Origin of the sequence: Chthonobacter albigriseus (assembly GCF_013839445.1) — a bacterium.
Lineage (GTDB): Bacteria > Pseudomonadota > Alphaproteobacteria > Rhizobiales > Pleomorphomonadaceae > Chthonobacter > Chthonobacter albigriseus.
Genome location: NZ_JACDIT010000006.1, coordinates 22,045 through 42,755, shown reverse-complemented (window position 1 = coordinate 42,755; position 20,711 = coordinate 22,045). Strand labels below are relative to the sequence as shown.

14 protein-coding genes and 4 pseudogenes are annotated in these 20,711 nt (G+C 59.7%); 9 read left to right on the top strand and 9 right to left on the bottom strand.

Going from position 1 to position 20,711, the window contains the following annotated elements; translation table 11 throughout:
- Nucleotides 1-47: 47 nt before the first annotated feature.
- The 5 genes from HZ321_RS15610 (at nucleotide 48) to HZ321_RS21855 (ending at nucleotide 2,239) form a co-directional block, all read left to right on the top strand.
- Nucleotides 48-599, top strand: coding sequence for a hypothetical protein (locus HZ321_RS15610; protein WP_181703321.1), 552 nt, complete (start codon nucleotides 48-50; stop codon nucleotides 597-599).
- 631 nt (nucleotides 600-1,230) lie between these two features.
- On the top strand, nucleotides 1,231-1,512 hold the full coding sequence (locus HZ321_RS21540; RefSeq protein WP_206682790.1) for a hypothetical protein: 282 nt from the start codon (nucleotides 1,231-1,233) through the stop codon (nucleotides 1,510-1,512).
- A 66-nt stretch (nucleotides 1,513-1,578) separates the two neighbouring features.
- Nucleotides 1,579-1,710: a hypothetical protein gene (locus HZ321_RS21860; RefSeq protein ID WP_280514509.1), complete on the top strand. Its 132-nt coding sequence runs from the start codon at nucleotides 1,579-1,581 to the stop codon at nucleotides 1,708-1,710.
- Nucleotides 1,671-1,964 (top strand): MerR family transcriptional regulator, encoded by a 294-nt coding sequence (locus tag HZ321_RS15600; RefSeq protein WP_244635916.1) that lies wholly within the window; start codon nucleotides 1,671-1,673, stop codon nucleotides 1,962-1,964. The genes HZ321_RS21860 and HZ321_RS15600 overlap by 40 nt, the downstream gene beginning before the upstream one ends.
- A 146-nt stretch (nucleotides 1,965-2,110) precedes the next feature.
- The gene (locus tag HZ321_RS21855; protein WP_280514504.1) at nucleotides 2,111-2,239 is read left to right on the top strand and encodes a GIY-YIG nuclease family protein; all 129 of its coding nucleotides are present in this window, start codon (nucleotides 2,111-2,113) and stop codon (nucleotides 2,237-2,239) included.
- On the opposite strand, the gene HZ321_RS15590 is transcribed toward HZ321_RS21855, so the two are convergent.
- Complete coding sequence (locus tag HZ321_RS15590) at nucleotides 2,236-3,654, bottom strand: MFS transporter (RefSeq protein WP_181703320.1); 1,419 nt, start codon at nucleotides 3,652-3,654, stop codon at nucleotides 2,236-2,238. The two genes, HZ321_RS21855 and HZ321_RS15590, sit on opposite strands and share 4 nt — an antisense overlap.
- Before the next feature lie 129 nt (nucleotides 3,655-3,783).
- Here HZ321_RS15590 and HZ321_RS15585 point away from each other — a divergent pair, with 129 nt between their 5' ends.
- Entirely contained in the window at nucleotides 3,784-4,686 is a 903-nt protein-coding gene (locus HZ321_RS15585) for a LysR family transcriptional regulator (RefSeq protein ID WP_181703319.1), read from the top strand.
- Between the two features lie 856 nt (nucleotides 4,687-5,542).
- Here HZ321_RS15585 and HZ321_RS21705 read toward each other — a convergent pair.
- Both HZ321_RS21705 and HZ321_RS15570 read right to left on the bottom strand, forming a co-directional pair.
- Nucleotides 5,543-6,079 (bottom strand): annotated as a pseudogene (locus HZ321_RS21705) (LLM class flavin-dependent oxidoreductase).
- A 3-nt stretch (nucleotides 6,080-6,082) separates the two neighbouring features.
- Nucleotides 6,083-6,721, bottom strand: a complete 639-nt coding sequence (locus HZ321_RS15570; protein WP_181703317.1) for a M35 family metallo-endopeptidase — start codon at nucleotides 6,719-6,721, stop codon at nucleotides 6,083-6,085.
- A 229-nt stretch (nucleotides 6,722-6,950) separates the two neighbouring features.
- Here HZ321_RS15570 and HZ321_RS15565 point away from each other — a divergent pair, with 229 nt between their 5' ends.
- Nucleotides 6,951-9,803: a zinc dependent phospholipase C family protein gene (locus tag HZ321_RS15565; protein WP_181703316.1), complete on the top strand. Its 2,853-nt coding sequence runs from the start codon at nucleotides 6,951-6,953 to the stop codon at nucleotides 9,801-9,803.
- Nucleotides 9,804-10,418: 615 nt separating this feature from the next.
- Here HZ321_RS15565 and HZ321_RS15560 read toward each other — a convergent pair.
- The 3 genes from HZ321_RS15560 to HZ321_RS15550 form a co-directional block, all read right to left on the bottom strand.
- Nucleotides 10,419-10,604 carry a hypothetical protein gene (locus tag HZ321_RS15560; protein WP_181703315.1) on the bottom strand — a complete coding sequence of 62 codons (186 nt, stop codon included), beginning with the start codon at nucleotides 10,602-10,604 and terminating at the stop codon, nucleotides 10,419-10,421.
- Between the two features lie 109 nt (nucleotides 10,605-10,713).
- On the bottom strand, nucleotides 10,714-11,946 hold the full coding sequence (locus HZ321_RS15555) for a tyrosine-type recombinase/integrase (RefSeq protein ID WP_181703314.1): 1,233 nt from the start codon (nucleotides 11,944-11,946) through the stop codon (nucleotides 10,714-10,716).
- A gap of 510 nt (nucleotides 11,947-12,456) precedes the next feature.
- Nucleotides 12,457-14,592 carry a VapE domain-containing protein gene (locus tag HZ321_RS15550; protein ID WP_181703313.1) on the bottom strand — a complete coding sequence of 712 codons (2,136 nt, stop codon included), beginning with the start codon at nucleotides 14,590-14,592 and terminating at the stop codon, nucleotides 12,457-12,459.
- 529 nt (nucleotides 14,593-15,121) lie between these two features.
- Here HZ321_RS15550 and HZ321_RS15545 point away from each other — a divergent pair.
- Nucleotides 15,122-15,472: a hypothetical protein gene (locus tag HZ321_RS15545; RefSeq protein WP_181703312.1), complete on the top strand. Its 351-nt coding sequence runs from the start codon at nucleotides 15,122-15,124 to the stop codon at nucleotides 15,470-15,472.
- 211 nt (nucleotides 15,473-15,683) lie between these two features.
- On the opposite strand, the pseudogene HZ321_RS15540 reads toward HZ321_RS15545, so the two are convergent.
- Both HZ321_RS15540 and HZ321_RS15530 read right to left on the bottom strand, forming a co-directional pair.
- A pseudogene (locus tag HZ321_RS15540) lies at nucleotides 15,684-16,774 on the bottom strand (IS3 family transposase); the annotation flags it as partial.
- A gap of 9 nt (nucleotides 16,775-16,783) precedes the next feature.
- Nucleotides 16,784-17,993, bottom strand: a pseudogene (locus HZ321_RS15530) (IS3 family transposase).
- 354 nt (nucleotides 17,994-18,347) lie between these two features.
- Between HZ321_RS15530 and HZ321_RS21700 the strand changes: the two are divergent.
- A pseudogene (locus HZ321_RS21700) lies at nucleotides 18,348-18,527 on the top strand (integrase core domain-containing protein); the annotation flags it as partial.
- 91 nt (nucleotides 18,528-18,618) lie between these two features.
- On the opposite strand, the gene HZ321_RS15520 reads toward HZ321_RS21700, so the two are convergent.
- Nucleotides 18,619-20,700, bottom strand: coding sequence for a tetratricopeptide repeat protein (locus tag HZ321_RS15520; RefSeq protein WP_181703309.1), 2,082 nt, complete (start codon nucleotides 20,698-20,700; stop codon nucleotides 18,619-18,621).
- Nucleotides 20,701-20,711: the final 11 nt, after the last annotated feature.

The following is a 20,711-nucleotide window of genomic DNA, read 5'->3' as shown; positions in this document are numbered from 1 at the left end:
AATCTCTGCCGTTTAAGAGTCGGGCTGCACTCGACGGGATGTCTTAATTGAACTCAAGCAAGATAGTTCATTTGATTTCGCTTGTAATCATTACCTCACTGGCTTATGCGTCAGGAGGGTATGTCCCAGAACTCTGGAGTAATCGCGTCGCGGTATTCTCAACTGCAAGCGGTTTTCTCACATTTTATGGCGTCGTATTCGCCGTGATTGAGACTTGGCGCGCCCGATCTGCATCCGAACTAGCTAGGGAAGCCGCTCGTTCAGCAAATCGAAGAATAACTGATCTAACCAAAATCAGAAATGCAGCTGAATGCCAATTGTGTATCAAAAGCTCTTTGCAGGACCTCGATAAAGAGGGTTGGGTTTCGATCTCGCTGCTATCGCGAGTAATTGAGCTATACTCTGCGGAGTTCTACGCGGCGTATGACCAAAAGAATTCCCCTCAGAGCCTAGCAATAGCCGCACTGCAATCGCATGCGATCAGCGCGCCTGGCCCACTTAAACCAAAAGCCTTCGGACGCCTGAAGGGAACGCTCGTTGAAATGCTAGCCCATGTCACCGCGTCCGCAAGCGCAAGAATGTCGGAAACTGAACAATGATACCAACTCCAATAAGACCTTTTATTCATCGACTGCTGCAAGCCACAAACGAGGGCCAAATTACTTGGAGAGAAGGCGCCGAGAGCGCTTACTTCGCTGTCCTAAAGGATGCAAATATTCACTTTAGATTCCTGTTCGATCAAGAGACAGAAGAGACTGCTTACTCATTCCGTATTATCCGAGGGAAAGGTGATGCTTTTTTTACCGTAACCCAGGAAGAGGAAGAATTCTCTCTGATGCGGAATCTCTACGCCGCGGTTAGTGTCAACGCAGCGGGCGGCGCCAAAATCGTTGATGATTTGTTCGATTGAAGAATGGTCCAGAGATTAGGCCTATTAGCGGAGTCGGCTGTGGCCGGGTCGTACTTGGAACTCGGTTCGTATTCGACGCACTGGTCCGCGTAGGTGAATGGTCCCATCGACATGCACCCGACGTGGCGCTTCGACGGGGTCGATCCGTCCGCGGCGATGATCCGTCACGCGGAAACCGTTCTGGGCGGCGATGTCGACAGAGTGCGCTTCCACCTCGGCACCATCGAAGACGCTCCCGAGGGCCAAATGATGGGGCGACGGCGTTGCTGGTCTTGCACTTCCTCGATAGGAACGAGAGACTCCGAACCGTCCGAGAGGTCGTGAAGCGCCTCAAACCCGGTGCGCCGTTCGTGGCGATTCATCACAGCTTCCCGAAGCCGGATGCCGACCCGGATCGCTGGCTTCGGCGCAACGCGGCCTTCCTGGCGGGATCGGGGATACCCGGCCTGCGAAGCGGCGAGATGATCGCAGCAATGAGGGAGCGCCTCCCAGCGCTTACGCCGGAAGAGGACGAGGCGGTGCTATACGAGGCGGGACTTGAGGAGGTCGAACTGTTCTATGCCGCGCTGACCTTCAAGGGCTGGATAGGGTGCAAGCTCTAGGCAGGCTTTCGGATGTGACGAACCAAGGCTGGTCGCGACGGTTTGGCGCCTCAACCGGAGACAAACATGAACCCCGACGTGATCGCCTGGCTGCTCGATTCCGATCCGTCCGTCCGCTGGCAGGCCATGCGGGATCTGCTCGACGCGCCGGAGCCGGAATGGAAGGCGCGTACCAGCTGTTCAAGCCTGAGGATGTGATTACTGCTCGAATGATCCGGCTTCAGCAGACGCTTGGCTACACTCTTGGAGAGATCCTCGCTCTTAACGAGGAGTACCGGGCAGGCGAGCATTCCTCGGAGCGGACTGTTGAGATTCTTCAGCTGCAGATCGGACGACTCCAGCAGCGCAAGGATGCGTTGGAAGCAGCCCTGACCTTCCTTCATAGGAAAGTCGAATGGGTTAAGGCCGGCAAGACGGGACCCGCACCGCGGCTTGAGGATAACCAGCTCTGAACCAACCGCCTTGCAGTCCCGCGCGCCCGTTCACCGGACAGGGAATCAGCGTTCAACGGCTCATGTCGACCACTCCTGGCGCGGTACGCTGGAGGAAGCCGAGCGGTTATACATCGCAGGGCGCAAGAGCTGATGCAGCTGCGTAGATGAGCGACTACCAAGTTTCCATCCTGGAGGCCGCAGGGTCCGTAGCGACAGTGGACGACATACTCGCGATGGAGGTCCGCTGGAAGCTGAAGCTGCAGAGCCGCGAGATGGGGCTGAACCGCAACTAGTGATCCGGGCTAGACGCTTTGTACACATTGTTGGCGGCTGTTTTCTGGACCACAATCCGGCCAAACATCGCCAGCGCAACCGCTACCGTCATTAATGCAGCAGCGACTGCAAACGTCATCTGCATGCCCGAGGTGACCGCGTTCGGATCCCCGGGACCGGCAGGCGACGTTCCGACGGTGATCGCGAAAATTGCCCCCATGGCTGAAGCACCAGTGACGAGCCCGAGATTGCGCGACAGGTTCAGCATGCCGGACCGCACGCCGCGCTCGCCGGGGGCAACAGTGGCCAGGACGGCTGTGTTGTTGGCCGCCTGGAACAGCTGATATCCCGGGGTCAATAAGAGGATTCCTGCGACATAGCCGACGAGCCCATACGGACTGGACAGCTCTGCGATCGCCGCAGCTCCGGCCAACATCGTCATGAGGCCTGCGGGCACCATTCGCGATGCGCCATAGCGGTCCACAAGGTGGCCTGCTGGCACGCCTGCGCATGCCGAAACGATCGGCCCAATCGACATCACCAGGCCGACCTCCACTTCGCGAAGCCCAAGTGCACCGGTGAGGTAGAACGGTCCAATCACCAAGGTCGCCATCATCACGGTCGAGACCAAGGAATTTGCGGCAAGCCCGGCACTGAAGCCTTTGTCCTGGAAGGACGCCAGCCGGATGAGCGGTGACGCGACTCTCGTTTGGGAGAAGAGGAAGACAACCATTCCTCCGGCCGCGCCGACGACCAACGCGCCATTCAGCAAACCAAAATGGCCTCGCCCTAGGGTCATGGATAGGGCGAAAGCTGCCATTGAACTCGCCAGGAGCACAGTGCCCAAGCCGTCGAACCGAGCAGCGGATGTCCCGGCCTTGGTGTCTGGGGGCAGGTACAGTGAGGCCAACCCGAAGGCCAAGATACCCACTGGAACGTTGATGAGAAAGACAGCCGGCCAACCCCAGCCGGCGATGAGCATCCCGCCCAGGGAGGGGCCAAGCGCCGTACCCACGGCAGAGGTCGTGGCCAGCAATCCCATGGCGCTGCCGGTCCTCTCCTCGGGAGCGGCTTCGGTGACCAGGGCCATGGTCAGCGCCATCATCACGGACGCGCCCAATCCCTGAATGCCACGGAAGACGACCAGTGCTTGCAGGCTCGTCGCCACCGCGCAGAGGGCCGATGCCGTCGTGAAGGCAGCAAGGCCGGCCAGCAGGAGTCTGCGGCGCCCGACGATGTCGCCGAGGCGGCCGACGCTGACGATGAAGCTGGTTATGACGACGAGGTAGGCGATGACGACCCACTGGACCTGCTGGAACGGGACGTTGAAGGCATCGCTCAATGTCGGCAGGGCCACACTCGCGATGCTCGTGCCGAGCGACGACAGCAGCATGGAGAGAGAGAGGCTGGCGATGGCCAGGCGGGCAGACGGCATGGCGCGGATCTCCGCATTGGGTGTGTGCCCTTATGAGTAGGCCTGGAGCTGAACAGGCGGAAGGCGCATGAAACGCAGGATATCAGTGCATGAGACGCAACGATCCGGAGGCTGTGTTATTGTGCAGCCATGAGTCAGCCAGATCTGAACCTTCTCGTTACCCTGGACGCGCTCCTTTCGGAGGGCAGTGTTGTCGGGGCAGCCAAGCGACTGCAACTCAGCCCGTCCGCCATGAGTAGGGCATTGACGCGGCTACGGGAGACCACGGGCGATCCGCTTCTGGTCCGGGCGGGCCGCAGCCTTGTCCCGACCCCCCGGGCGATGGAACTCCGCGGTCGGGTCGGCTCCCTCGTCGATGAAGCGATGGCGGTCCTCAGGCCAGCCGAAACCCTGGACCTTGCTCGCCTGACCCGGGTGTTCACACTGCGAAACCGCGAAGGATTCGTGGAGAACTTCGGACCGGCTCTCGTCTCCCGGGTGGCACTCGATGCACCCGGGGCCAGGCTTCGCTTTCTCCCGAAAGCCGACAAGGACAGCCTGCTGCTCCGCGAGGGCGCAGTGGACCTTGAGACGGGAGTGCTCGGTGAGGACATCGGACCGGAAATCCGGGCGCAGGCACTGTTCCGAGACCGGTTCGTGGCGGTAGTCCGGGCCGGGCATCCACTGGTATCGAGCGAGATCACCGCGACGGCCTACGCTGCTGCTCGGCACGTGCTCGTCTCGCGCCGTGGTTCGGCTCGCGGCCCGGTCGATGCAGGGCTGGCGCGCCTTGGATTGGAGCGGGCGGCGGGTACCGAGGTCGGGAGCTTTTCGGAAGCGCTCGCACTCGTCCGTGCAACCGATTCGATCGCAACGGTCCCAGAGCGCTTCACGGGCACGCTTCGGGAGGGCCTGCTCACCTTGCCTCTGCCCTTCCAACTGCCCGCCCTGACAATCTCGCTGCTCTGGCATCCGCGCATGGACGCCGACCCTGCTCATCGCTGGCTGCGCGAGTGTGTTCGGGAGGTATGCCAGAATGTTAACTGCGGCTGATCCTCACCGACCGAACTAATCGCCTTATCCAGCTGATCAGTTCTACGATACACAGACGGCTCATGAGATTCTCTCAATGGAGGTCCGCTGGAAGCTGAAGCTGCAAAGCCGCGAGATGGGCTGAACCGGAACTGACGTCGGCGGTGCCGCATGCCGAATCATGGCCTTTCGCAGACCCAGGCCAACACGATTTCCGACGATAGAAGCCCGGCAGCTATACTGAAAATGATCTAAAACGCGCCCGACCGAATACCTCGGCGTTGCAGGCCACCGGCACAGGAATCCCCGCTCAAAACTGCGGTGAACTGCTGGCCGACGGTCCTTGATACAGCGTCTCTGGACCTAATCGTCCGGCGGCATGCGCCAGGGGACGCATTTGATCAAGGTGCCGGAGCCGGTTGCGCTGGGCTTGGAGGTGTTCCGTCCGGTCCCTCATTATCTTGAGAAAGCCGCCGGGGCCGTCCCGCAGCGACATCAGCAGTCCGCTTGTGAAGAAGCGGCTGTCATGATGATGAGTAAGTGATAGCGCCGCGCCTCCGCCATCCCCGCCTTGCGCTAACGGCCGTTCTGTTATGGCCGTCGCCTGGTTCGGATCCGATCGATGTCAAGGCCGGCCGTGAGTCCTCCAGCCATAAACGTCAACGCGGTTCGATCGTCCTGGTCGTCGCGACATCCCGGGCCACGTGCGGCAGCACCGACGTGCCGTAGGCCTCGATATCGCGTCCTGGTTTCGCCCGAGTGCATGCACTTGCAGCTCATCCGCCCCGAGCGCGACGAACTCGGACAGCCAGTCCACATGCTTCTGGGCGCTCGCCGACACTAGGCAAGACGAACGCACGTCCTCCGGCCGCACGAATCATTTAGCCAGATTAAAATCCGAGGGCCGACGCAGCTCCCAGTTTACGTCGCCACCGATGAGGTTCGGCGCCCACTGCTGGTGCGCCTCGTGCAAGGCCTCTTCCTCGGTAGTGCCCCAGGATACCACCATCTGGGTCATGATCGGCTTACCCTCGCCGCCGCCGCGCCGAAAGGCGTCCATGACCTTGCGCAGCTGGTCCGGCTCGGCGTGCACGGTGATCATCCCGTCCGCCCAACTCCCCAGCCATTGGGCCGTCGCCTCCGAGACCGCCGCGCCGATCAGCTTCGGCGGCCGCGCCGGCCGGGTGTAGAGCTTCGCCTAGACGCAGGTGATCTGGCCCCGGTGCGTCACCGTCTCGCCCGCGAAGAGCGAACGGATCACGTCCACGCATTCACGCAACCGCGCGTTCCGCTCCGCCTTCTCCGGCCAGGGGAGGCCGGTGATCGCCTCATTGATGGCCTCGCCGCTGCCGAGTGCCAGCCACAGCCGGTCGGGATACATCTCCAGAAGCGTCGCGGCGCCCTGGGCGACGATCGCTTATGGAATCCCGTACGCCAGATCCTCAACAAAATATTGGAGATTGTTTGCGGTGCGGCGCGCCAGCGCTTTATTCGTACGCGCGAGCTGCTCGGCATCCTCGGTGCTGTAGTCCGGCACTTGGTCGCCGTTCACGTCGGTATCGACTACGTTAGCAAATGGTGACAGGTGGCCAACTTCATGGAGGATTGTGCCTGCTTGAGAATCCGCCCCTTTAGTCGATAGAGAGAAGAACAAAGATTGGAGGAACAGTTCGCCCGTCGTATCAGCGGGCACCCAAGCTATAGTATCTCTTCCGATCTCTTCATCCGGTAGCGTAAGATTTGGACACCAGATTTTACTGATTATCAAAGTAGTCCTCATCCCGGAGAAGATCTTCTCGAGATTTGCATCGGTGTCTCCTTCTGGACCACCGAACCAGCGTTTGAAGGCATTGCCCTCCACCGAGTTAACCGGCGGGATCGCGGATTCTGCCACACCCACGAGCCGTCCAGATTCAGCAACGGCGGCCTTCGCTATGGCGGCATCTGTATCGCTACAGACCACGCGATATGCTTCCAAGTCAACCGCCAAAGCGGGACTCGCGAAAGCCGCATAAATTACTAGAGCGCTTGCTGCGAGGGCCTTCGTAAGCGTCATTGTTCATCCGCTCCAGGTCGTCTCATATCGCGCAACGCGTCCATATCAAGACATCGTCGACCCCTAGACACCGGTCTTCGGCCAACTCGTGCCACTAGCTACCTTCTAGTACTATATGCCCGCAGATCGGCGGCAATCAAGACAGGGTCCCCAACACCCTTGCGTCGCACAGTCTTTTGTCTCAATCTGGCGTTCCGAACCGCGACAGCGTGCCACTGAGGAGGATGCGATGTTCACCCGCGGATTGGCAACCTGCATTCTACTTGTTGTGATGCTCCTCACACCTCCGGCGCATGCCTTCAAGGTGGACGTCCACATCTGGGTGGCGCAGCAAGTACTCAACGATCTTCGGGACGGTGACCTGGAAATCGAAATTGGCGGTATAATTAAAACGATTCGGATCAGCGAAAGATACCGTGCAGCCCTCAGGAACCACCCCAAGAGCTTCTTACTCGGCAGCCTTGGGCCAGACGCGTTCCCGGACGTATTCTCTGGACAAATGGTTATCCACCCGTCTGTTCCTGGCGGTTGGGGCACTTCGGAATGGCTACAGCACCTCATAAGAGACCCGAGCCTACAAGGGGCAGAGCTGGCCTTTGCGCTAGGTTACCTCACACATGCGGCAGCCGACGCGTTCGCGCATACCTTCGTGAACAAGTACGCTGGCGACGTGTTCGACCTGTCTGAACACGAATGGGCCGCCATTCGTCACATACATATTGAGACATTTATATCTAACTATCTACCCCGTTTGAATAATGGCAGTGGGGCGGCGCAACCGTTGCACGAATTTATTAAGTCGGATGGCGAGTTAAACTTCCCAAGCGACCTAATTCTTCGTAAATTCTTGCTGAACCCAGAATCGATCGAGCAACTCAAAAGGTCCGGAACAGCTGGCCACTTAACGGGCGTCTATGACCTACACCGCTCGCTCAATGGATTTCTCGCCGAAGACGGACAACTGTTTGACCTAGAGGCTCTTGTCCTAAGATTGTTAGCCGAAGCGGCGGCAGGAATTCCCATCGCCGAGGAACTGGCGAAGGAGGTTCAGAGGCTCTCAAACAAGGTAAACTCAGAGCTTAATAACTATGCTGGTGATCTTTCAAAATTTGTGCAAAACGTAAATACCGAACTACATAAGATTGAAGGGCTTCGGAATGACGTAATTGAGAAAGGGATGACTGAAACAATTAGTTTAGCGCAGAACTTGGCGAAACTTCATCTGGACGTGGCAGCGAAGCTTGTGGAGCTGCAGCGTCTCATAGACGAATTCAACAATCTTCCAGAGAAAGTTGCCAAGGAAGTTTGCCGAAACCTGCCCTGGCCATTGGACAAGTTGTGCGACGTAGTTCTAGAATTAAACCCTGCTCGGCTGGCTAAAAAATTTCTAATCGAGCAGGCTGAGAAGGCCATAGCTGATGCTCGGCGCGAGATTGATCAACTAACTCCCAAACTCAAAGACGCGATTCGGGAAGCGTTTGACATTATCGAGGTAGAGCTGCAAACGCGCATAGCATTAACTAATCAGTTCATTGCCTTCGTTGGTGATAAACCGTTTGGCAATGCGTTCCGGCGCCACTTTGAAATCTGGAGGGATAACCTGCCAGTTGTGATGACCGAATGGACTCGAGCTAATCTACAAGCGATCGTTAACACCATTGATCCGTCCAAACCCAGTATTACGGAGCCGTTAAAAAAGTGGATCGTCTGCTATGGTGGTGGGTTGTTTGCGGTACCCGTCAAAGCGACCGAAGGCATTTGCATTGTTTGGAACGGGGTGCAGCAATTTGAGCAGGAGCTGCAGGAGCTCGAAAAATCGCTAGCTGAACTGACACCAATTACCCAAGAAATTTTCGAGGCGAAGGCTCGACTGGAGCGCAAGCTGGAGGAAGTGAAGCAGAAAGTGAGCAATGTCGCAGTTTCAGCGCTGCTACAGGAATTCGATAAGCGCGCAAACACGAACACGACATATATATTCAAAGGACTTACCCAGCCAGTTGGGGCTGGGGAGCTCAACGAGGTCATGTCGAGGGATGAGAGTGGTCAAAACTTGCTCCTCATTCCTGATGCGGCGCAACGCATTCTGGAGGAGATGCACATCAGAGATGGTACGTTTGATAAAGCTCGATTCAACGCCGTTTACAACGCGGTAGTCCTTTCGAAGCTTGCGATGCTGGATCGAACCGGGCTTGTCAACCTCTCGCGCGCGGCAGGTATAAAGGATTCTGTCTTCGGACCTAATCTCTATGGTGATGAGCATGTCGCGTCCGAAAACATTCTGTTCGGGTTCTTGCAGAATATCGATGGAAATGATCAATGGCATGATCTTTCGCCCCCCCATCCAAGAATTGGAGGTTATGATAAAACGGACTTTTCGAACCGAAGCGCAGATGTTGACCTAAGATACGGCTATTACGACCGGGCGTGCCCGAGGCGCCTAGGAATGCGGATGTGGGTCGATCCCCGCGCGCGTAAAAAGCTTTTTATGGCGCTGTTTAAGGGAAAGATTGCGGCTGGCATTGATGATCCTGCCGGGCTAGGATCGGGTTTCGCGCCCGTCCTCGATCCCAGCTATCCTGACCTGTTCCGCGGGAATGCTTGGGACGACGATGGCATAACGCTCACTGCAAGCGCTGCAGCGACTGTTTTCAATCTGCTGCTCGAGGATGCTGATCCGCAAGCTGCTAGCGCCGAAATATCGGCGGACGGAGAGATTATCTCCGTGGCCCCCTATGATAGCAATGGTGTTATGCACCACACCTTTGAGATTAGGGTGGGGTCAGTTGCGACCGCGCTTCGGGTAGTTAAAAAGACTGCAAACGGAGAGATAATATCTTCCTACGTTGTCGAGCTCGGATGCACCGGCCTGGCGAAGGATACTCTGGTTTCTGAGCATGGCTTCATAGAGGTTGTCACTGCCGATAGCCTGTGGAAGATCAGCAAGAGAATAACGGGCGAAGGATCTCAGTATTCAACGCTCTTCCAAGCTAATTCGAATAGAATTAGGGATCAAGACCTTATTTTTCCTGGGCAGAAACTTGAGAACCCCTGGTCGCATCCCGTACGGTTGTCGGTGTTGTAAAACAGGAGCTTGGCACCGTGAAAGGAGCACGCTCTCTTAGGCTTGGCCTATTCCCGGGGAAACTGGTGCATTCGAGTTTAAATTCCCAGTATGAAAAATACCGGCTGAGAGGAGCGGAGCCGATGACGGCATTGAGATCCACGAATTCCCCGGAGGCGTTCGTTCTGTAGTAGGAGACGAGTGCATGCCAGTGACGGAAAGCTACCGGAAGGCGGAACACTCCGTCGGCTTGCCTGGACGGGAGAAGCCCAGAGTAACGCCCGTACGATGGGTTGGTGCCCCTGAGATGCGGCGGCTGAAGCTACCCGGCTGTAGGATATTTGGTGCATCTTAAGCAGAGCATCCGCTTCCGGAGCGAGGGAGATCTGACTGTTTACCCCGGACATTTCCGTCGTGTCTTCCGGGTCCCTCTGACAGTGGTTGCAACATCGCACATGGGGGAGGATGCGAGGCATCGCCCCCGCACGGAGAAGGACCCCCGACAGCCCGCTCCCGGCGCCCCTGACGTACGTCGCTACGCCTGAGGCCAGGAGTGCTACGCCGGCGGCCGTGAGCAGGCGGGCGGTACGCCGGTAGCGGGCGGCAGGAGCGCCCGTCCCGTGGCCGCTCCCTGGCTCATGCGGCGGACTGGGCCGCGGCCTCGTAGGCGGTGATGGCGAACCGGTCGGTCTCGCAGGTCCCGCACTCCTCAATGGCCCACTCGATCTCGTGACGGTCGATCTCCGTCAGCGCCTCAGCGTCTTCGAGGGTGAGGGTCTGGACATCGCCGGTCTCCAGGTCTTCGACGCGGTACTTCGACATGGCTCGGATCTCCCGAATTTCTACAATCCAGGAAAACACGGGCCCGATATCGCCCACAATTATGCGGGGATCGCAGCCGGCGATTGGCTGCCGCTGCCGATTGCAGCCGTCACAGCGCGTATGCCTCATCGAGATTCGCTATTGCGCTCTCGCCGCCGCGAACGGCTTGCGTGTAATGGCCGAGCGTGACGGTCGGATTGGCGTGGCCAGCGATCTGCGCGACGAGGCCGACCTCGACGCCCTGGGCCTGCAGTGTGGAGATGAACGAGTGTCGGGCCGAGTGCGGCGTCACGTAGGGAAGCCGGAGAGCCTTGAACACGGGCTCCCAGTACCGCCGACGGAAGTTCTGGTAGAGCAGCACCCCACCGCCGCCGATCCGCGGCTTCGGCCAAGGCTGCAGGCGCCCAGGTCCGGGAAACACCCGATGCAGCGTCTTGCCCTTCCGCGGGCACCGGTCGCGCCAGTCGAGCAGCATCGCGCGAAGCAGCGGGCTCATCGGGATCTCGCGCGTGCCGGCCTCCGTCTTGGTCATGTCGGTCAGCGAACCGTCCCGCTCCTGGACGCGGCAGATCCGGATAACGCTCCGGTTGAAGTCGACGTCGGTCCATAGAAGGCCGAGCTGCTCGGACGGCCGCGTGCCGGCAAGGAACGGAAACGCGTAGTAGAGGCCGTGTTCGTCATCGGTCCGGGCATGGGCGATCAGCCGGGCAATGTCCTCCGGCTTGAGGATCGCCTTCTTCAGCTTGCCCCGACCGCGGGAGATGCCCGTCGGCATCGACGGTGCCCGCACCCGAAAGTCCTCTTCGGCGAGTGCGAGGATCGACTTCAGGTGCGACATAGCGCGGTTGGCGGTATACGGAGCGACCTCGATCGACAGGAGCCTATGCCACTGGCGGATCTGCGCCGTCGTGAGGTCGTTCAGGCGAACGTCGCCGAGGAGCTTCAAGAACCGGGCGCCCTTCGGCGTGATCCCCTTCTCGGTGAAGTCGGCGCGCTGCTGCTTCGTCCCGACGAGGAGCGGACCGACAATGGCGCCGCGGACGACGACACGGTAGTTCTTCAGCGTGCTCGGCTTGACCGCGCCATCCTTGGTCGCCAGCCAATGCTCTGCCGCGGAGGCGACCGTTGGCACCCTCCGCTCGTCCACGAACGAGCCCTCGGCGAAGCGCCGAAGCACCTCCGCCTTGTACGTCTCCGCCTCGCGGCGGGTGTTGAAGGCCCGGCGGATCCGGCGGCCGGACTCTGGGTCGCGGTAGTTAGCGTAGTACTGTTTGTAGGTGCGCTCACCGGAAGCAAGGTTCCGGCGGCGGACGGTCGTGGTGATGCTGATAACGAGTTCCATGACGATGAGCCTGAACGAGAACGTCAAAACGAGACGAAAACACGGCTGTGTAACCGACACAATTAATCGCGACGCGGCCAGGTATTCCGGCCAAAGCGGCAGCTTGTAACCTGGCGTGTAACCTTGGACGACGCGACTATTCAGAGGCCGCGACGAAGGCGGGTCTGCGAATACCTGACTCCAAGTGGACCAGGATTGAAATCGCAAGTCAGCGGCGGGACAGACAGGTAGGCGGCCACTGCCGGCGCGGCCTGTAGCGGGTGTAGCGGGTGTAGCGGGTGTGGCACACACCTGGGGAGGTGCCCACGCCGCGGCTGCCGGCCGACCCCCCTCTTTCCCCTTTTGATTTAGCGCACAGTAGACGTGTCACACCTGTTCTCCCTGAGTGGGGATGGGAAAACGCTGACCCGAGCGCGGGGCAGCGGTGGCGCGCACGGGACCTCCATAAGGGTCCCGCTACACGTGCTACACCCGCTACACCCGCTACAGCGACCCGGTCCCTTTGGCCTCTCAAAACGACTCTGGCGTCTTCGGTGGCAAGACGTAGCCGTCCGGCCTCGGCTTCTCGTACCCGCGGATCACGCGCCCGCCCTGGCGCAAACGGACTGGCTTCCACCCAAGCTTTTTCATCAAGACGGCCAGCCGCTTGGTGTGTCCCTGATTCTGCTGGTCGGGCCGGATATCGAGAATGTTCGCGAGAAGGTTCGTCGTGAAGTGGCGCAACATCCCGTCGACCACCTGGGGCCGGGCATTTTCGACCGCATCCATCCACGGGTCATCTTCGGTTCTGGCCGCCTGCTCCGCAGTGGCTTGGGCCCACAACTCGGTCGGGAGAACGATGGACTCGCCGGCCGCCTCGCGGCTGGCTGCCTCGGCGATTAACTGATCACGGTCGCGAGCGAGCGCCTCAAGGTCAATGGCGCTGGTCATGACTGGCCAGAAACGCCGGTTTCCGGTCGGGTCTCTGAGGTACTTCTCCTCGTTCGTCGTGCCGACGAACACAGCCTGTCGCGGGCGTGCGACGGAGTAGTGCCCGTAAGCAGGTCTGGCCCGGTCGACGGTCCGGGACGCGAACGCTTTGATCCGATTGGCCTCAGCCTTGTTGAGGCCGTCGAGCTCGCCGAGTTCATAGAACCAGACGCCCTCCATCATCTCCATCTGAGCCTTGGCGTCGAGGTTGATGATCTCCTGATCCGAGTGGTTGCCTTCTCCAGCAAGGATCCGAACCGCGGTTGATTTGCCCGACCCTTGCGGCCCCTCCAAGACGACGATCTGGTCGAACTTGGTGCCGGGCTTCCGGATCCGCCGCACGGCCGCGATCAGCAGGATGGCGCCGATGGCCCGATTGAGTGGCGTCTCCTCGGCGCCGAGGTAGGTCGTCAACCAGGTGTCTAGCCGCGGAACACCGTCCCACGTCAGCCGGTCGATCTCCTCCCGAACGGGATGATAGGCGTTCTCGATGCAGAGGAAATTGACCGCGTCGCGGACGTTGTCGGACCGCGGGTCGAATCCGAAACGCTTCAGGATGAGGCCCCGGATGGCCAACACGGCGTCGTCGCTGATTTCGCCCTGGTGCTCCTCCAGCTCGTAGCCGCTGAGCGTCTTGCGGCTTTTGAACTGGTTGAACGCGAACCGGATCTCGAGCCGCTGGCAGGCGACCAGCGTGTTGCGGAAGGTCGGTCGAGGGTTAATGCTCTTGTCGACGTCCGGCCAGCCGTCACCAACCGCAGCAATGGCGTCCCGGGCCTGCTTCACGGAGTATCTATTTGGATTCCGTTTCTCCAAAATCGACTGCGAAATGCCGAACACAGGGTTGATGAGGACGCCGGCGATCCGGGCTTCCTCCCAACCTTCTCGGGCCAGTGCACAAGCGACCCGGAACACCGCCTCGCTGCGGGACGGGTACCGCGCGTTCTCCGACCCGCGAGGCCTGACCGGGTCATCGCCGGTCGCAATCAGCACCTTCTCGTAAGCGGTGAGCGCTCCGGGCAGGTCTTCAGGGCCGATCGGCACGACCTCGACGCTACTCGTGGCGGCTGCCGCCGTGGGCGGGGACGCCTCTTTGAAGTCGGCCAGGTCATACCGAAGGTCCCAGTTCGCTTCGACGACACGCGCCGGCACCGCTACCCGGCCGGCCGCCCGCTTCTTCGCGTTCGGCACATTGATAGTGCCCGGGAGCCGGAGAATGCGGTCCACGTTGTGGCAGTGGTCGGCGCCGAGGGCTTGCTCAAGAGCTCTGTTGCAGCGTTCCACTCGGTCGAGGTCGAAAGAGGGCTCCTTGAGGAGCCAAAGCGCCTGATAGCCGCCACCACTCGCCACGACCACCGAAGGCGGAGGGGAGAAGCTACGGATGCGATCTAACGCGTTTAGGTCGTCGACATCAGCGTGGAGGCAGCGGGCGTGCTCAATGTCCGCTTTGGTCGCCTTTTTGTCGCGAACTCCATCCTTCAGAACGTTCACATGATAGTAGATGTTCTCCGCCCCCATCTTGCCTTCGATCCAGTCGCGGACCTTTGCGAAATCGATCGGGTCGAAGGTGCGACACACGGGGCGATTGTCGGGCGGCATGGCCACAAGGTGAGCAGGTTCATCCGGTGCCAAGCACCGGAGAAATTCGACAGCTTCGGCGGTCGGCTCGGGTGTCATTCGGCATCTCCCGAACGGCATCCGCAACCGGCGTAGGCCAGAACCTCAGACATGAGCAGAAGTCGGCGAGAGTTGCCAAACTGGTGGACCGGGAAACAGCCGGCCTTAGCTGCCCGCTGAACTTTCCAGTACGGCAGCCCGAGCGCCTGGGCCATTTCCCTAATGGTATAGAATTTCTCCGGGCTGGACATTGCAGCCACTCCTCTGAACGGGGAGCGATGCTGCAGAGCTGGTCGTGCATCATCGCTCCGTAAAGTACGGATACGTTGATGCGATCCAGCCGGGACCCTTCGAGATTGGGTCTACCTAGCGCGGCGGTTTGCCCACGGCTTTCCCGCCTCAAGGTCAGCGCCGGCACCCGGTGGTGTCTGCACGCAGCTAACCTCTGTCACGCATGCGTAGGATAAGTGATTCGGGGGTATATAATCCAGGCCCCATATTGCCCCGCCGAACCACATGTTGCGCCTGTTCAGGGTTGACACCCCTATATGTGCCGACCTAGCCTTCTCGTGGTTTGGAGGGAGACATTATGGCAGATTGGCATTGTTATCAGCTGGACCCAATTGATTTCGGGCGGGAGCGGCTTGTCGAAGTTGATGAAGTTCTGTGCAGTAGCCCGGACCAGTTTGGTTTCACACAAAATGAAATCAACCGAATTCGGCTCGATCTGCAGATTGCCAAAAGCCTCGCTAAGAAGGTTAATTGGGACGGTACCTTCAGATCGGGCAGGAAACCCAGACTGCTTCCGCTGGTGAGTGGATCGAACAGTTTCGTGCACGGTTTCGTGTGGAAGCAGGAGAATAATGGCGAGACTTTCGTCTTATCTCCAGTACCTCTCAAGCAATTGGAAGATGTCTCTATCCGGTTTGGTAGGATGTGAAGCTGTTACTCTGCTGATAGTGTTGCCTCGATGCTACCTCGTCCTGCCCTTTAGCGCATATGGCTGCGGCGCGTCGGTTAACGACTGGGATATGAAGCCATAGTAGGCGCAGGGGAATGTAGCGGGATATGGCAGGGAGCAGCGTAGCCGGTCCGAACAATTCAGCGAGAAAGTTTGACCATTCTGGATTGGGAGCGTGAAGTTGACCCCGTCAGACCGGACACTCGGCGGGCTTCGACATGGTTCTGATGAACTCGCGTGGTGAGCGGTATCCGAGCCGGCTGTGGGGATGGACGTCGTTGTAGTCGTCCATCCAGGTTGGGATCGCCGCCATCGCGGCAGCGGCGGTGGGGATTGGGCTCACGCGGACGTAGTCGCGCTTGAACGTCTTCACGAAGGCCTCGGCCATCCCGTTGCTCTCGGGGCTTTCGACCGGAGTGAAGCAGGGATCGAGATTGAGGGCGAGCGCGATGTCGATGGTCTTGGCAGCCGCGTAGATCGAACCGTTGTCGCTTAGCCATTGCACACGATGAGGTGCGCGCGGTGCCCCGAAGCGGGCCTCCACGCTCTGCACCATCATGTCCCGGATCATCTCGCCGGAAAGACCCGCCGTTGTCGCAGTCCAGCCGATGATCTCCCGGTCGTGGCAGTCGAGGACGAAGGCGACGCGCACCACCTCGCCGCTCCAGCATGTGAACTCCAGCCCATCCGAACACCAGCGGATATTGGATCGGAGTGTCGCCACCTGGCCGTCGTGCTCCCGGGCGCGACGGCGGCCGGTGTGCCGGGCCAGGAGTAGGCCGAGCTTCTTCAGGAGCCGATAGACCCGTTTGGCATTGACGGTTGGCAGTCCGGCGGCGGCGCGTTCGCGCCTGAGAAGAGCGGCGATCCGCCGATATCCATAGGTCGGCCGAGCATCGACGAGGCGGCGGATCTCGGCGCAGAGTTCCAGGTCGCCGTCCCGGGTCTGTGGTCCTCGCTTGGGTCTCGATCGCCGCACCCGCTCGGCGACGTTCGATCGGGAGACGCCCAACGTGTCCGTGACGGCCTTCATCGGGAACCGTCCCTCAGCACAGAGCTCGACAGCGAGATCGCTTTTTTTGCCCGTGCGAGGTCGAGGGCCTCCTTGAGGATCTCGACTTCCAAGGTCTTGCGGCCGAGCATGCGTTCGAGGTCGCGGACGCGCTCCTCGAGCCGGCGGACCTCGTTGGCACCGACGACATCGTCGTCGACACGAACGGCTTCCTTCCCGCCTTCGCTCATCAACTGCCTCCATCGAAACACGAGGCTGGGTGACCTGCCACTGAACCTTCATCCAGCGGCGACTAGAGTCTCGGCGGATTGTGCGCCGTCTGGCGCGGGTGGAGCAATGGCCGATCGGCGGAGCTGGTCGGGGTTGCGCAGCCGATTGGCCATTGCGGAGAGATTGGCCGCATAGACGGCCGGGGTCTGGTAGCCGAGAGCCGAGTGAGGTCGGATCCGGTTGTATTCGTCCGCCCAGGCTGCGATCTTCGCCCGGGCATGGTCGAGGCCGAAGAACAGGCTCTCGTTCAGGAGCTCGTCGCGCATGCGGCCGTTGAAGCTCTCGCAGTAGGCGTTCTGCATGGGCTTGCCCGGCGCGATGAAGTGCCAGGTCACCCGATGCTCAGCCGCCCAAGCGAGCATGGCGTTCGAGAGCCTGCCCCCGCGAAGGCGGGGGTGAACTCCGTCCCGTGATCGGAGACGATCATGCCCGGCTTGCCGCGCCGGGCGAGCAGGGCCGTCAGTTCCCGCGCGACACGGCGTCCGGAGATCGACGTGTCCGGGATCGCCGCAAGGGACTCGCGGGTCACGTCGTCGACGACGTTGAGGACCCGAAAGCGCCGCCCGCAGGCTAACTGATCATGGACGAAGTCCACCGACCAGCGGGCGTTCGCCTTCGCCTCGACGAGGATTGGCGCCCTGGTGCCGACCGCGCGCCGCCGGGCGCGTCGCTTCCTCACCGTCAGTCCCTCCTCGCGGTAGAGCCGATAGACCCGGTTGATGCCCGACGGCTCGCCATCCCGGCGCAGGAGGACGAAGAGACGACGGTATCCAAACCGGTGCCGTTCGTTCGCCAGAGCCCGCAGACGCTCACGCAGCGCCGTGTCCGCCGGCCTGCGAGAACGGTAGCGGATCATGGTCCGGTCTGCCGAAACGATGCTGCAGGCCCGCCGCTCCGACAGGCCGAGCACGGCCTTCAGATGCGCGACCGCTTCGCGCTTGGCGGCGGGCCCTACCATTTTTTTGCAAGCAGTTCACGAAGAGCCGCCGCGTCGAGCATCGACTCCGCCAGCAGCTTCTTCAGCCTCGCGTTCTCATCCTCGAGCGCCTTCAGCCGCTTGGCCTCGGACACGTCCATGCCGCCGTATTTGGCCTTCTAGTTGTACAGTGTCGCCTCGGAGATGCCGTGCTTCCGGGCGAGGTCGGCCGTCTTGGCGCCTGCCTCGTGCTCCTTCAGCACCCCGATGATCTGTTCCTCAGTGAACCGTGCTCGCTTCATCTGTCCGTCCCTCGTCAGGCCGGACTCTAACGCCACGTGGAGGAAAGAAGCAGTGGCAGGTCAATCCAGCACAAGACGGATCGCCCTCTGGCGGACTTCGGGAGAAGATTTGTTGATCGTATTGCCCATGGAGGCTCCACCTTCTCAGGAGTTGGAGCCTCCGGCAAACCCAGGGCGGTTCATAACCGAGGCGGAAAACCACTTTGAAAACGCCCGGAACCTGTTCAGATCAACCGAGCCTCCTCTGGCGTTCAGCTCCGAGCACTTCGACCTTCATAAGATGATCACCTTAGGTCTGGACTTAAGGGCGAACCTTGATCGGCGCGGAAGCGGCCACAAGGCGGGTGTCGCCGGAGGCTTACGTCGCAGAAATACGAATGCATCTATCTCCACGCCTCCGAGACCGGGTCCGAAGCCCGCGCCGGGCTCGAACGATTGGTGACCTCCTGCAACGGCTCACGGCCACACCCGGCACTAGGCGGACGGACGCCGGAGGAAGTCCGCCAGGGTGCCGATGGCATCAGACTGGCGGCTTTACGACGGGAAGAAACAAGCTTCGCAGCGCCGCTAAAACGTCCGGGAAACGGGGAGCACCTCAGCCTCTCGTCCGTAACTGAGTCGAACACTAGCTCCATGCCGAACCGGTCGTCCTAGCTGCATCGCTCAATAGACTCCCGGTCTGTCCCCTTCGTTCATGAGCAAAGCGATTCAGAAGACGATGCGCTCGAGCACCCTTGGTGTTGTAGCCCAACCGTTCGCATTTCAGCCGTGCCTCGATGAGCAGGTTCCGAGCGTGTTCGTCTTGACCTTCGCTCTGGATAATCTCCGCATAGAGGATAAGAGCGTGCAGCTTTCGGAGACGTATGCCGTGTCGGTTGCAGATCGCGATTGAGCGCGCTACGAGGGCTGCGGACTGATCGGTTTCCCCCTGCTGGAACATGATTTCCGCGCGCATACGCAGCACATCGGCTTGAAGTTTCAAGATCCCGGCACGTCGACCGTAGGTGTCGACCTGATCCAATCGCTCGAGTGCGCCTCGAGGGTTTCCGCCCCGACCAAGCAGACTGGCAAGTGTCAAAAGGCATCCATGGAGCACGTCCTGCTGCTCTGACCTCGCCGCCGCAGCGACCGCCAGATTGATCTGCTCACGGGCGTCGTCCAGACGTTCCTGACTGGCGTAGAGGTCCGAGAGATGACGTCGAAAGATGGCGACGCCGCGCATGTTTCCCTGCTCGTTACATCCATCAATCACCGACAGGTAGTTTTTCTTGGCAGGATCGACGGCTCCAGAGAGGTGATCGGACAGGGCCAAGTATCCTCGGGCGTAGAGATTCGTCACGCTCCGGGTCGACCAGTCGAACTCCGCCGTGTGGTCGAGGATGGAGACCGCCTCATCCCGAGCCTTGACGATGTTACCGCGGTCGATCTGGGCCGCGATCCAATTGAGCCGGATCCGCCGTTCCATGGCGAAATAGGCGCTCTCCTGGACACTCGCATCGCGTGTGTGTCGGACGAGTTGATGAGCCCGATGGAAATGCTGGACGGCATCGTAGGTTCGCCCTTGGACGAATGAAACAAGGCCCCTTTCATTCAGGAGCCAGGCGATCTCCTCCATGAATAAAGGGCGCAGATACGACAGAGTCTGCCTTTTCTCACGAAGCTTCGCTTGCTCGCCATTTTTAATACCTGAATTCTCCAGCCGCTTCTCAATCTTTCTGTCGATCTTATCGATCATCTCGTCTAGGCCGTTTGCGGCATTGATTAGCCTGCGAAGCCAATTTCGGAATTCGCCAAATGGTTTTTTTTGTTCAACATCCTCCTCAGTGAAGGGAAGTCGAGCAAGGACAGCGATCGAAAAACCACCTCTCAGGATTCCGTAAGTTGCTTGTAGAGACTGCGCTACAGCTCTGGCCAGCCTCAATTCTCTCGAAATCGTTTCAATTTGAACTGGACGCGGGTCGTTTTTGGAGTAGTATTCTCCGACGATCTGACGGCACACATCGATCTGGTGCATCACGATATCTCGAACCCACGTGAAATGCTCCATAGATGGGGTAGGTAGGTCACGAGGCTGTGTGCAGTAGAGCGACGCTTGGTAATGGTTTCTCTCGGCTCCGTCTGGAACGAATAGGCCCATGCTGCGGGCATAATGCTCTCTGATCTGATCATGCATGACGTATGTTACGTCCTGATATTTATTTTTATTAAATTTCTGTAGCAAACCCCGTGCAGACAAGCGTTCAAGTGTTGCGGTTACGGCGCGTAGCGCAGTCGTGTTCTTGTCGGCGATTCGACAGACGTCCGGGCAATTGCTTAATGTCCGAGCCGATACCGGCGTGACGAACAGCGTCAGGTGGCGCAATATGACGCTATCGTTCCGCGGAACGCTCTTTTCAAGATTGTTCCGATCCCAGGCAACCCAACTGCCCAAAACAGCTGAGAGAACACCCGAGGCGCCACCTTCCGCAGCACCGTCATCCAAGCGCTCCAAAAACTCTATGAGTTCTGCCTTCGAATCCTTTCCAGTCCTACCGTAGACGGTCTCTCGATACAGGTGAAAACACCAGGCCGTCAGCGCCATACTACTCTCGAGGGTCTTCAGGATTTGGCCCAGCTTCCAGATGCTTTTTGCGGTGGCGACATCTAGACCCTCAATAAATTTACTTAAAAAATCGCCCGCCTCTTTGCTTTTTACTGTGGAGTTCAAAACTCTTATTT

Excerpts from the sequence above, each read along its gene's own strand:
- HZ321_RS15590 (WP_181703320.1), bottom strand. The coding sequence starts at position 3,654 with ATGCCGTCTGCCCGCCTGGCCATCGCCAGCCTCTCTCTCTCCATGCTG.
- HZ321_RS15565 (WP_181703316.1), top strand. The coding sequence starts at position 6,951 with ATGTTCACCCGCGGATTGGCAACCTGCATTCTACTTGTTGTGATGCTC.
- HZ321_RS15550 (WP_181703313.1), bottom strand. The coding sequence starts at position 14,592 with ATGACACCCGAGCCGACCGCCGAAGCTGTCGAATTTCTCCGGTGCTTG.
- HZ321_RS15600 (WP_244635916.1), top strand. The coding sequence starts at position 1,671 with ATGGAAGGCGCGTACCAGCTGTTCAAGCCTGAGGATGTGATTACTGCT.
- HZ321_RS15555 (WP_181703314.1), bottom strand. The coding sequence starts at position 11,946 with ATGGAACTCGTTATCAGCATCACCACGACCGTCCGCCGCCGGAACCTT.
- HZ321_RS21860 (WP_280514509.1), top strand. The coding sequence starts at position 1,579 with ATGAACCCCGACGTGATCGCCTGGCTGCTCGATTCCGATCCGTCCGTC.
- HZ321_RS21855 (WP_280514504.1), top strand. The coding sequence starts at position 2,111 with ATGAGCGACTACCAAGTTTCCATCCTGGAGGCCGCAGGGTCCGTAGCG.
- HZ321_RS15545 (WP_181703312.1), top strand. The coding sequence starts at position 15,122 with ATGGCAGATTGGCATTGTTATCAGCTGGACCCAATTGATTTCGGGCGG.
- HZ321_RS15585 (WP_181703319.1), top strand. The coding sequence starts at position 3,784 with ATGAGTCAGCCAGATCTGAACCTTCTCGTTACCCTGGACGCGCTCCTT.
- HZ321_RS15560 (WP_181703315.1), bottom strand. The coding sequence starts at position 10,604 with ATGTCGAAGTACCGCGTCGAAGACCTGGAGACCGGCGATGTCCAGACC.
- HZ321_RS15570 (WP_181703317.1), bottom strand. The coding sequence starts at position 6,721 with ATGACGCTTACGAAGGCCCTCGCAGCAAGCGCTCTAGTAATTTATGCG.